General features: G+C 70.1%; 10 protein-coding genes. 4 read left to right on the forward strand and 6 right to left on the reverse strand.

The genetic code is table 11. The features are described 5' to 3' along the window. Positions 1–18 precede the first annotated feature (18 nt). Entirely contained in the window at positions 19–1,899 is a 1,881-nt protein-coding gene (locus tag ACSW7Y_RS04830; RefSeq protein ID WP_438125201.1) for a glycoside hydrolase family 35 protein, read from the forward strand. Positions 1,900–1,948: 49 nt separating this feature from the next. Then, entirely contained in the window at positions 1,949–2,101 is a 153-nt protein-coding gene (locus ACSW7Y_RS04835; protein WP_438125202.1) for a hypothetical protein, read from the forward strand. Here ACSW7Y_RS04835 and ACSW7Y_RS04840 read toward each other — a convergent pair. Next, on the reverse strand, positions 2,098–2,406 hold the full coding sequence (locus ACSW7Y_RS04840) for a biopolymer transporter Tol (protein ID WP_438125203.1): 309 nt from the start codon (positions 2,404–2,406) through the stop codon (positions 2,098–2,100). The genes ACSW7Y_RS04835 and ACSW7Y_RS04840 overlap by 4 nt on opposite strands. Before the next feature lie 45 nt (positions 2,407–2,451). Here ACSW7Y_RS04840 and ACSW7Y_RS04845 point away from each other — a divergent pair, with 45 nt between their 5' ends. Further along, positions 2,452–3,525, forward strand: coding sequence for a spore photoproduct lyase family protein (locus ACSW7Y_RS04845; RefSeq protein WP_438125204.1), 1,074 nt, complete (start codon positions 2,452–2,454; stop codon positions 3,523–3,525). Positions 3,526–3,612: 87 nt separating this feature from the next. Here the strand turns inward: ACSW7Y_RS04845 and ACSW7Y_RS04850 are convergent, their stop codons facing one another. The 3 genes from ACSW7Y_RS04850 to ACSW7Y_RS04860 form a co-directional block, all read right to left on the reverse strand. Then, complete coding sequence (locus tag ACSW7Y_RS04850; RefSeq protein ID WP_152998026.1) at positions 3,613–3,789, reverse strand: CsbD family protein; 177 nt, start codon at positions 3,787–3,789, stop codon at positions 3,613–3,615. 131 nt (positions 3,790–3,920) lie between these two features. Beyond that, on the reverse strand, positions 3,921–5,030 hold the full coding sequence (locus tag ACSW7Y_RS04855; protein ID WP_438125205.1) for an SDR family oxidoreductase: 1,110 nt from the start codon (positions 5,028–5,030) through the stop codon (positions 3,921–3,923). A 35-nt stretch (positions 5,031–5,065) separates the two neighbouring features. Further along, positions 5,066–5,464, reverse strand: a complete 399-nt coding sequence (locus tag ACSW7Y_RS04860; protein ID WP_438125206.1) for a DUF3253 domain-containing protein — start codon at positions 5,462–5,464, stop codon at positions 5,066–5,068. Between the two features lie 123 nt (positions 5,465–5,587). Here ACSW7Y_RS04860 and ACSW7Y_RS04865 point away from each other — a divergent pair, with 123 nt between their 5' ends. After that, the gene (locus ACSW7Y_RS04865) at positions 5,588–6,868 is read left to right on the forward strand and encodes an alpha-amylase family glycosyl hydrolase (RefSeq protein WP_438125210.1); all 1,281 of its coding nucleotides are present in this window, start codon (positions 5,588–5,590) and stop codon (positions 6,866–6,868) included. Positions 6,869–6,981: 113 nt separating this feature from the next. On the opposite strand, the gene mmsB is transcribed toward ACSW7Y_RS04865, so the two are convergent. Continuing rightward, a complete protein-coding gene (gene mmsB / locus ACSW7Y_RS04870) occupies positions 6,982–8,163 on the reverse strand; it encodes a multiple monosaccharide ABC transporter permease (protein ID WP_438125207.1) in 1,182 nt (393 codons plus the stop codon). Beyond that, positions 8,150–9,700, reverse strand: coding sequence for a multiple monosaccharide ABC transporter ATP-binding protein (gene mmsA / locus ACSW7Y_RS04875; RefSeq protein ID WP_438125208.1), 1,551 nt, complete (start codon positions 9,698–9,700; stop codon positions 8,150–8,152). Before mmsA ends, mmsB begins: the two co-directional genes overlap by 14 nt. Between the last annotated feature and the right edge of the window lie 74 nt (positions 9,701–9,774).

The following is a 9,774-nucleotide window of genomic DNA, read 5'->3' on the forward strand; positions in this document are numbered from 1 at the left end:
CCCTGAAAGGCCCCTCCCATGCGCTTCGCCATCGGCGACACCGACTTCTTGCTCGACGGGGAGCCGCACCGCGTCCTGTCCGGTGCGATCCACTACTTCCGCGTCCACCCCGACCTGTGGCAGGACCGGATCCGCAAGGCCAAGCTCATGGGCCTCAACACCATCGAGACGTACGTCGCCTGGAACGCGCACGCGCCGCGCCCCGGGGTCTTCGACCTGACCGGCGGTCTCGATCTCGGGCGCTTCCTCGACCTCGTCGCCGCTGAGGGGATGCACGCCATCGTCCGACCCGGCCCCTACATCTGCGCCGAGTGGACCAACGGCGGCCTGCCGTACTGGCTCTTCGCGGACGGCACCGTCGGGGTGCGCCGTGACGAGCCGGGGTTCCTCGCGGCAGTCTCGTCGTACCTGCAGGCGCTGGCGCCGGTGCTCGTCCCGCGGCAGATCGACAACGGCGGCCCGATCGTGCTCGTCCAGGTCGAGAACGAGTACGGCGCCTACGGCTCGGACCCCGTCTACCTGTCGAAGCTCGAGCGGATGCACCGGGACATCGGCCTGACGGTGCCGTTCACGAGTGTCGACCAGCCGATGGGCACGATGCTCGAGGACGGCTCGCTCCCGTCGCTGCACAAGACCGGTTCGTTCGGCTCCCGTGCCGCCGCCCGCATCGAGCGGCTCCGCGAGGTCCAGCCCACCGGGCCGCTGATGTGCTCCGAGTTCTGGGACGGCTGGTTCGACAGCTGGGGCGAGCACCACCACACGACGCCGGCCTCCGACAGCGCAGCAGAGCTCGACGTCCTGCTGGGTGCGGGCGGCTCGGTGAACATCTACATGTTCCACGGCGGCACGAACTTCGGCTTCACGAACGGGGCGAACGACAAGGGCGTGTACCGGCCGATCGCGACGTCGTACGACTACGACGCCCCGCTCGACGAGGCCGGTCGGCCGACGGAGAAGTTCCACGCCTTCCGCGCGGTCATCGAGCGCTACGCGCCCGTCCCGCCGCTGCCGACGTCGATGCAGCCCGGTGGGTCGGGTCGCCTCGACGACGTGGGCAGCTCCGGTGTCGGTGCCGGTGCCGGTGTGCGTTCCGGTTCCGCTGTCGGTTCCGGCGCTGTCGGCCTGGAGGCACGGCGCGCGCCCGTCACGGACGTCGCCGTCCGCCTCGACCACGTCGCACCACTGGCGGCGCTGCTGCCGTCGCTCACCACGTGGACGACGCACGACGCGCCGCCCACCTTCGACGCGCTCGGCGCCGCCTCCGGCTTCGTGCTCTACCGCACCGAGGTCGCGCTGCCCACGGGTGGTGTCCTCACCGTCGGCACCGAGGTCCGCGACCGGATGCTCGTGACCGTCGACGGGGTCGTCGTCGGGGTCCTCGAGCGTGAGCACCACGACCGTGCGATCGCCCTCCCGCCCGTCACCGGCACGCTGGAGCTCCTCGTCGAGGACCAGGGCCGCGTCGACTACGGTCCCCGCATCGGCGAGCCGAAGGGCCTCATCGGGGACGTCCGCGTCGACGGCGAGCTGCTGTCCCGGTGGACGGCGTCGCCGCTCGCGCTCGACCCGATCGCGCCGGCTGCCCTGGCCGTGCTCGCCGGTGCCTCCCCGGAGCCGGGCGACGTGCTCGCCGGACCGGTGTTCGCGTCCGGGTCGTTCGAACTCGCTTCCGTCGACGACCGGTACCTGTGCCTCGACGGCTTCCGCAAGGGCGTGGCCTGGGTGAACGGGTTCTGCCTCGGGCGGTACTGGTCGCGCGGGCCGCAGAAGACCCTCGCCGTGCCGGGTCCGGTGCTGCGCGAGGGCCGCAACGAGGTCGTCGTGTTCGAGCTCCACGCTGCTGCTTCGCGCACCGTGTGCCTGCTCGCCGAGCCCGATCTCGGCCACACGGAGGGCTGACCGCTCGGCTAGCCTGGCCGCACTGGTACTCCGTCGGAGGGGGAACGCGATGTGGGACATGGTGAAAGCGGCCGGGCGGGTGGTCGTGACGGTGCTGCAGGTGCTCGCCCGTGCGATGGACGGCCTCGGGTCGCACGGCGCCGTCGGCCCCGGGGCGACGCCGACCCCGCCACCCGCGAAGCGCGACGAGTACCGGCCCTAGCCGTCCTCGGCGAGGGCGTCGAGCTCGTCGACGGCACGTCGCGCATCGGCGATCCGGTCGGTCTCCGGACGCGTCCACCACTCCGGGCCGCGCTCGCCGAGGCCGTGCTTCGCCAGCCCGTTGCGGTGCCGCGCCGCAGCGAGGGCGTCCTCGTCCCCCGTCCGCTTCGCCTGCTTGACGGCGTTCCTGCCACGCCCGAGGTGCGACCTCAGCGCGGCGGCGACGTCCTCGGGGATCGCCGGGTCGGTCCGACGCCAGCGTCGACCGTCGACGACGAAGAAGTGGTCGTCGGGCTCGGCGGGCATGCTCCCGAGTCTGCACCGTCGGTGGTCGGCGGTAGACAGGACTCGATGAGCGAAGCACGCACGCGTCCGATGCTCGACGTCCGCCGCATCTACGCCGAGGACGCCGCGCTCGAGCTGCCGCGCGGGCAGGACGTCGTCGGTCGCTGGCCCGACGCCGAGATCGTCCCCGTCGCCTCGCACTGGAACATCCCCGAGGTCCACGGCGACGAGCGCAACGTCCAGCGATGGGTCCGGATCAAGACCGAGGCCCTCGTCCTCGGCGTGAAGAAGTCGCTCGTCACCCGGCCGAACGGGCGCTCCGCCGACTTCATCGCCCCGTCGACCGCGAACGGTTGCGCCATGGCGTGCGCGTACTGCTACGTGCCCCGGCGCAAGGGGTACTCGAACCCAGTCACGGTGTTCGCGAACATCGAGCAGATCACGAAGCACGTCGCTCGGAACATCGCGAAGCAGGGGCCGAAGACCGAACCGAACCAGTGCGATCCCGAGGCCTGGGTGTACGACATCGGTGAGAACAGCGACTGCTCGGTGGACGCGATGCTCAGTGACAACGTGCGCGACCTCTGCGACCTCTTCCGGATGTCGCCGACCGCGAAGGCGTCCTTCGCGACGAAGTACGTGAACCGTGACCTGCTCGACTGGGACCCGATGGGCCGCACGCGCATCCGGTTCTCGCTCATGCCGCACGAGACCGCGAAGGTCACCGACATCCGCACGAGCCCGATCGCCGAGCGCATCGCCGCCGTGAACGACTTCGTCGACGCCGGGTACGAGGTCCACCTCAACTTCTCGCCGGTCATCCTCACCCCGACGTGGGAGTCCGACTGGGCCGAGCTGCTGCGGCAGGTCGACGACGTGCTCTCCCCGGCGGCGAAGGCGCAGCTCGCGGCCGAGGTGATCTTCCTGACCCACAACGAGCCGCTGCACCAGGTCAACCTCGGCTGGCACCCCAAGGCCGAGGACCTGCTCTGGCGGCCGGACCTGCAGGAGCAGAAGGTCTCGCAGAACGGCGCCGTGAACGTCCGCTACCGCTCCGGGATGAAGGGTCAGCTCGTCGAGCGCTTTCGGGAACTCGTCACAGAACACCTGCCGAGCTGTCACATCCGCTACGCGTTCTGACCGCCGGTCCGCCGCGGCAGCGGTGACGACCCCGGGCACGACGAACGCCCGCGCCGGATCGGCACGGGCGTCTCGTGGTGTGACGGATCAGTGACCGTCGAGCTTGTCCTTGGCCTTCTCGGTCTCGAGACGGCCCTCGCCCATGACCTGGTCCTTCTGGCCCTGGTGCTTGAGCTCCGCGTCGTCGGTGTGCTTGCCGACCGCTTCCTCGACCTTGCCGACGACCTTCTGGGTGACGTCCTTCGCCTTGTCTCCGAGCGACATGGTGTCTTCCTTCCTCCGGGAACCGCCGAGGGTCCCCGGCGCCTGTGCCACGAACACAACCAGGCCGGATCGCGCGGCTCGCGGCCGGACCGCAGGTTCGTGTCCCCCGGTTGGTTCGAACGGGGTACAGATCAGGGGACGAGGCGGTCCGCGCGGTAGCGGTCGAAGAGCTCGGCGAAGGCGCGCTCGGTGCGCCGGAACGCCGTGAACCCGGCCTCGCGGCTCTTCCCCATGTCGGTGACGACCTCCATCGCGCGACCGAGATCGGCGTCGGTGTGCCACCAGGACGCCAGTCGCGTGATGTCCGACTCGGCGAGGCCGTGCCGCTCGGCGATCCCGGGCCAGGCCTGCTCGTACGGGGCCATCTGCTCCTCGAGGGGACGGACCGCGCCCTCGAACCCGACGACGCGGGCCGGGTCGACGCCGAGGTGCGCGGCGAGCCGCGGCCACATCCAGCGCCAGCGGAAGACGTCACCGTTGACGACGTTGAACGCCTCGTCGGCGCCCTCGGGCGAGGTGGCCGCCCAGACCATGTGCTCGGCGAGGATGCCCGCGTCGGTCATGTCGGTCAGTCCGTTCCACTGCGCCTCGCTCCCGGGGAAGACGAAGTCGAGGTCGAGCTCCTTCGCCAGGGTCGCCTGCACCGCGATCGTGAGCCCCATGTTCATCGCGTTGCCGACGGCGTGCCCGATCACGGTGTGCGACCGGTGGACGGACCAGGTGAAGTCCTGTCGTTCGGCCGCGGCGAAGAGCTCGTCCTCCTGCGCGTAGTAGAAGTTCGGGGTGTCGAGACGCGGCTCCTCCTCGTGGAACGGGGTGTCCGGCATCTCGCCCGCCGCGTACGCCTCGAACGGGCCGAGGTAGTGCTTCAGCCCGGTGACGAGGGCGACGTGCGCGAGGGGGGCGTGCGACAGGGCCGCGAGGAGGTCCCGCACCATGCCGCCGTTCACGCGGATGTTCTCCGCCTCGGTGTCCTGCCGCTGCCACGCGGTGAAGAACACGTGCGTCGGACGTTCGTCGGCGAGTGCCGTCCGCAGCGACCCGGGATCGCGGAGGTCGGCGGCGACGGTTCGGACACCGTCGCGGGGGAGCGGTCGCCGGGAGAGCGCCGTGACGTCCCAGCCGAGGTCGAGCAGGTGGTCCACCAGCGCCGATCCCGTGATGCCACTGGCACCCACGACGAGGGCCTCGTGACGATCGGTGGTCGGAGCGGAGTCGGTCGTGTCGGTCGTGTGCGTCATCCCCGGGTGCAACGCCTGCGGACGACAGGTGTTCCCTACCGGGGGCGCCGGATCCGGATCGGTCCCTTGGCGGTCGACGGGTCGACGACGCTGCCGTGCTGGGTGATCTCGACCTCGCCGCGGGCGACCATGCGCCGAGCGGCCCGTCGCGCCGGTTCCATGAGGTCGCGCCAGCCGTCCGGGTCGAGGGCCCGTGCCGCCTCGGACGGGCAGATGCTCGACGACCGGGAGCGCGCGGCGAGCAGCTCGTCGATCCGCTGCTCGAGCGCCCGATCGGTGGCGTCGACACCGTGCTTCCGGCACGCGGCCGAGCAGTACTTCGCGTCCGGGGCAGCGGACGAGGGCATCCGGCGACCGCACGACGCGCAGGTGCGTTCGGCGTGCTCCGCCTCGTTCGCGGCGGCGTCGGCCTCGGTCCTGATGGCGCGTCCCATGCGCCCATCCTCTCCCCACTGTCCGGTCCGGTACCCAGCCCAGGCTCGGCTGGCACCATCGACCAGGTGAGCCCCGACCCCGATGCCGCCCGTCCGCCCGAGCCCGCCTGGGTGCCGCACGCGATGTGGTGGCACGTCTACCCGCTCGGGTTCGTCGACGCCGACGTCCGGCCGGGCACCGCGGTCGAGGACCGACCCGTGGAGCACCGCCTCGACCGGATCACCCCGTGGCTCGACCACGTCCTGGACCTCGGGCTCAACGGGCTGCTGCTCGGACCCGTCTTCGCGAGCTCGACGCACGGGTACGACACCGTGGACCACTTCCGGATCGACCCCCGCCTCGGGGACGACGACGACTTCGACCGGCTCGTCGCGGCGGCGCACGAGCGTGGCGTGCGGGTGCTGCTCGACGGGGTGTTCAACCACGTCGGTCGCGAGCACCCCGCGTTCCGGGCCGTCGAGGAGCACGGGCACGACACTCCCGAGGCCGACCTGTTCGCCGTCGACTGGGACGGGTGGACGCCAGGACAGCCGGTCCCGGTGCGTGACTTCGAGGGGCACGACATCCTCGTCGCGCTCGACCACGACGGCCGCGCGGCCGAGGACCTCGTCGTCGCGGTGATGTCCCACTGGCTCGGACGCGGGATCGACGGCTGGCGGCTCGACGCGGCGTACGCGGTGCCCCCGGCGTTCTGGGCGCGGGTGCTGCCCCGGGTGCGCGAGCGCTTCCCGGACGCCTGGTTCAGCGGCGAGGTCATCCACGGCGACGCGGCAGCGATCGTCCGTGCGTCGACGATGGACTCCACCACGCAGTACGAGCTGTGGCAGGGGATCTGGCACGGCATCTCGGACCGGAACCTCTTCGAGCTCGCGCACGCGGTCGAACGGCACGACGAGCTGCTCGCGACGCAGGTGCCGACCACGTTCGTCGGCAACCACGACGTCACCCGGATCGCGAGCGCCGTGGGGGAGCGGTTCGCGGCGCACGCGGCCGCGCTGCTCTTCACGCTGGCCGGGACGCCGGTCGTGTACGCGGGTGACGAGTACGGCTGGACCGGGGTCAAGGAGGAGCGCGAGGGCGGCGACGACGCGGTCCGTCCGGCGTTCCCCGAGGTGCCCCCGGCGCCGACCGACCTGACGCACGCGTACGAGGCACTCGTGGCGCTCCGACGTCGGAACCCGTGGCTGCACCGGGCGCACACCGACGTCGTGCACCTGACGAACACCGCGCTCGTGCTGCGGACCGCGACCGCGGACGCGGCCGTGGTGACCGCCCTGAACCTGGCGGACGACCCGGTCGAGGTGCCCGCAGCGGGTGCGACGCGGGTCGAGGCGGGCGGGGCCGACCTGCGGGGCGGGACCCTGCGCCTCCCGGCCGGGGGTTGGGCCGTCCTGACGGCCTGAGCGCACCACCGTGGAAGCGACAGATCGCGGCGGCCGCAACGCGAAAGCGACAGATCCCCGCAGGCTGACCGCGGGGATCTGTCGCTTTTCCGGTACGAACGAGGGACGGTGCGCTACTTGCGCGCGGCGGCCGCCCGACGCTTGTTGAACACGTCGAACGCGACGGCGGCGAGCAGCACCAGGCCCTTGATGAGCGACTGGAACTCGGTGCCGACACCGAGGATCGACATGCCGTTGTTCAGGATGCCGATGATGAGACCACCGACGATCGCGCCCGGCACCGTGCCGATGCCGCCCGTGACGGCAGCGCCACCGATGAACACGGCCGCGATGGCGTCGAGCTCGAAGCCGTTGCCCGCGCCGGGTGCGGCGAGGTTGAGCTGGCCGGTGAAGACCACACCCGCCAGGGCTGCGATGACGCCCATGTTCACGAAGAGGAGGAACGTGACGCGCTTCGTCTTGACGCCGGACAGCTGCGCGGCGAGGGCGTTCCCACCGATCGCGTAGACGTGGCGACCGAAGACCGCGCTCCGCATGACGACCGAGTAGATCACCACGAGCGCGCCGAGGACGACGAGCACGATCGGCGTGCCGTTGTAGCTGGCGAGCAGCAGGGCGACGTAGATCACGAGCGCCGCGCCGAACGCGGTCTTCACGATGAACCAGGCGAAGGGCTCGCTCTCGAGCTGGTACTTCCGGCGGGTGGCACGGCCGCGGAAGGCGGTGATCACCATGATCGCGGCGGCGGCGAACCCGAGGACCATCGTGAGCGGCTCGTACCCGGTGGTGCCGAACGACGGCAGGAACCCGGAGCCGAGCGACCGGAAGCCGGTCGGGAACGGCGAGATCTGCTGGTTCTGCAGGACGATCTGCGCCGCGCCGCGGAAGGCGAGCATGCCCGCGAGGGTCACGATGAACGCCGGGATCCCGAAGTAGGCGATCCAGAAGCCCTGCCACGCGCCGACGAGCGCGCCGATCACGAGGCAGAGGACGACCGCGACCGGCCACGGGAGGCCCCACTGGGTGATCATCACACCGGCCATCGCTCCGCTGAACGCGACGACCGACCCGACCGACAGGTCGATGTGGCCGGCGATGATGACCATCACCATGCCGATCGCCAGGATCAGGATGTAGCTGTTCTGGACGATGATGTTCGACACGTTGATCGGTGCCAGGGTGATGCCGCTCGTGGCCACCTGGAAGAAGATCACGATGACGATCAGCGCGATGAACAGGCCGATCTGTCGGAGCTGCCCGGTGAGGTAGCTCGCTGCGGACTTAAGCGCGTTCATTGACAGGGGTCTCCCGTTCCTGGGTCATGTACTGCATGAGGACCTCTGGGGTGGCCTCGGAGCGGGGCACGTCGGCGGTGATCGTGCCCTCGGAGAGTGTGTAGATGCGGTCGCAGATGCCGAGGAGCTCCGGGAGCTCGGAGGAGATCACGATGATCCCCTTGCCCTGGTCCGCCAAGCTGTTGATGAGCGTGTAGATCTCGTACTTCGCACCGACGTCGATGCCGCGGGTCGGCTCGTCGAGGATGAGCACGTCGGGATCGGCGTACATCCACTTCGACAGGACGACCTTCTGCTGGTTGCCGCCGGAGAGCTTGCCCGTGACGGCGTTCACCGACGGGGCCTTGATGTTCATGCTCTTCAGGAACTGCGACGCGACCGTGGTCTCCTGCGAGCTGTTCACGAAGCCCCAGTTGGCGAGCTTGCCGAGCGCCGAGCCGGAGATGTTCCGCTTGATGTCGTCGATCAGGTTGAGGCCGTAGCGCTTCCGGTCCTCGGTCGCGTAGGCGATGCCGTTGTCGATCGCGCGGGTCACGGTGTTCGTCTTGATCGGGACGCCGCGCTTGTACACGGTGCCGCTGATGCCGGTGCCGTACGAGTGCCCGAACACGCTCATCGCGAGTTCGGTCCGGCCGGCACCCATGAGCCCCGCGATGCCGACGACCTCACCGGCGCGGACGTTGAGGTTCGCCTGGTGGATGATCTCGCGTGAGCCGTCGAGCGGGTGGTGCACCGTCCAGTCCTCGATGCGCAGGAGCTCCTCGCCGATGTTCGGCTCGCGCTCCGGGTAGCGGCTGGACAGGTCGCGGCCGACCATGCCGCGGATGATGCGGTCCTCGGAGACGTCGTCGCCGTGCATGTCGAGCGTCTCGATCGTCTTGCCGTCGCGGATGATCGTGACCTTGTCCGCGATCGCCTTGATCTCGTTGAGCTTGTGGCTGATGATGATCGCCGTCATGCCCTCGGCCTGCAGCGACCGGATGAGGTCGAGCAGGTGTGCGGAGTCGTCGTCGTTCAGCGCAGCCGTGGGCTCGTCGAGGATGAGCAGCTTGACGTCCTTCGAGAGCGCCTTCGCGATCTCGACGAGCTGCTGCTTGCCGACGCCGATGTCCACGATCTTCGTGACGGGGTTGTCCTTGAGCCCGACGCGCTGGAGCAACGACGCGGCCTCGAGGTTGGTCTGGTTCCAGTCGATGAGCCCGCCCTTGACGCGCTCGTTGCCGAGGAAGATGTTCTCGGCGATCGACAGGAACGGACTGAGCGCGAGTTCCTGGTGGATGATGACCACGCCCGCGGCCTCGGAGTCGTTGATGGAGCCGAACTTCACCGGCTGACCGTCGAGCAGGATCTCGCCGTCGAAGGTGCCGTGCGGGTAGACCCCAGACAGCACCTTCATGAGGGTCGACTTGCCCGCGCCGTTCTCGCCGCAGATCGCGTGGACCTGGCCGCGCTCGACCTCGATGGAGACACCCTGCAGGGCCTTCACACCGGGGAAGGTCTTGGTGATGTCCCGCATCTCGAGGATGGTGTCCGCCATGCGGACCGCCTTTCCGTCGTGCGCGCGTGGGCGCGCTGGTGATGACGGACTGGAGGCGCGGTGCGGGCTCGCAC

The organism is Curtobacterium flaccumfaciens (assembly GCF_051548005.1).
Taxonomy (GTDB): Bacteria; Actinomycetota; Actinomycetes; order Actinomycetales; family Microbacteriaceae; genus Curtobacterium.

Bases quoted from the DNA above. Each gene is read 5' to 3' on its own strand.
- ACSW7Y_RS04830 (WP_438125201.1), top strand. From the start codon at position 19: ATGCGCTTCGCCATCGGCGACACCGACTTCTTGCTCGACGGGGAGCCG.
- ACSW7Y_RS04835 (WP_438125202.1), top strand. From the start codon at position 1,949: ATGTGGGACATGGTGAAAGCGGCCGGGCGGGTGGTCGTGACGGTGCTG.
- ACSW7Y_RS04840 (WP_438125203.1), bottom strand. From the start codon at position 2,406: ATGCCCGCCGAGCCCGACGACCACTTCTTCGTCGTCGACGGTCGACGC.
- ACSW7Y_RS04845 (WP_438125204.1), top strand. From the start codon at position 2,452: ATGAGCGAAGCACGCACGCGTCCGATGCTCGACGTCCGCCGCATCTAC.
- ACSW7Y_RS04850 (WP_152998026.1), bottom strand. From the start codon at position 3,789: ATGTCGCTCGGAGACAAGGCGAAGGACGTCACCCAGAAGGTCGTCGGC.
- ACSW7Y_RS04855 (WP_438125205.1), bottom strand. From the start codon at position 5,030: ATGACGCACACGACCGACACGACCGACTCCGCTCCGACCACCGATCGT.
- ACSW7Y_RS04860 (WP_438125206.1), bottom strand. From the start codon at position 5,464: ATGGGACGCGCCATCAGGACCGAGGCCGACGCCGCCGCGAACGAGGCG.
- ACSW7Y_RS04865 (WP_438125210.1), top strand. From the start codon at position 5,588: ATGTGGTGGCACGTCTACCCGCTCGGGTTCGTCGACGCCGACGTCCGG.
- mmsB (WP_438125207.1), bottom strand. From the start codon at position 8,163: ATGAACGCGCTTAAGTCCGCAGCGAGCTACCTCACCGGGCAGCTCCGA.
- mmsA (WP_438125208.1), bottom strand. From the start codon at position 9,700: ATGGCGGACACCATCCTCGAGATGCGGGACATCACCAAGACCTTCCCC.